The organism is Paraburkholderia sp. SIMBA_054, assembly GCF_046534875.1.
Taxonomy (GTDB): Bacteria; Pseudomonadota; Gammaproteobacteria; order Burkholderiales; family Burkholderiaceae; genus Paraburkholderia; species Paraburkholderia hospita.
Window position 1 is genome coordinate 1 of record NZ_JAWRXV010000259.1, and the last position, 444, is coordinate 444.

Annotated in this window: 1 protein-coding gene; it reads left to right on the plus strand. The window is 23.4% G+C overall.

Annotation, left to right across the window (positions count from 1 at the left end):
* Positions 1–101: 101 nt before the first annotated feature.
* A partial coding sequence (locus SB822_RS55030; RefSeq protein WP_410858839.1) for a hypothetical protein occupies positions 102–444 on the plus strand: 343 nt, incomplete at its 3' end.

The window sequence follows — 444 nt, forward strand, 5'->3', positions numbered from 1 at the left end:
TTAGGCTTTGTTGATAGTAAAAATTCTTTATGCTCTTGCAATTTCTTTATTCAGATTAGAGGGGGATGTTTTTGATTAGGTATATAATTAGATTTAGTGGGATGGAAAATAAAGATTGGAGGATTAAAATGCAGAAAATAATAAGCTTTTATAATGAAGAAATGAGCAATCATAAATGGTTCGAAAAACAAATTTCATGGATTATATTTTATATGATTTTTATAACTAGTTTTTTTCTAATATTAAGAATTAACCCAAGAGGTTATATCTGGACAATAATATTATTTATACTTACTTTTTTTATAATGTTTATTCTTATAGTTTCAACATATAAATTTGTAAATGCATTAGAGGTTGATGAAACTTTAACCTTTTCTAATACGATGAAAAAATGTTTTAAAATTATGGTTACGACTAAACTATTATTATCGATTAATAATAGTG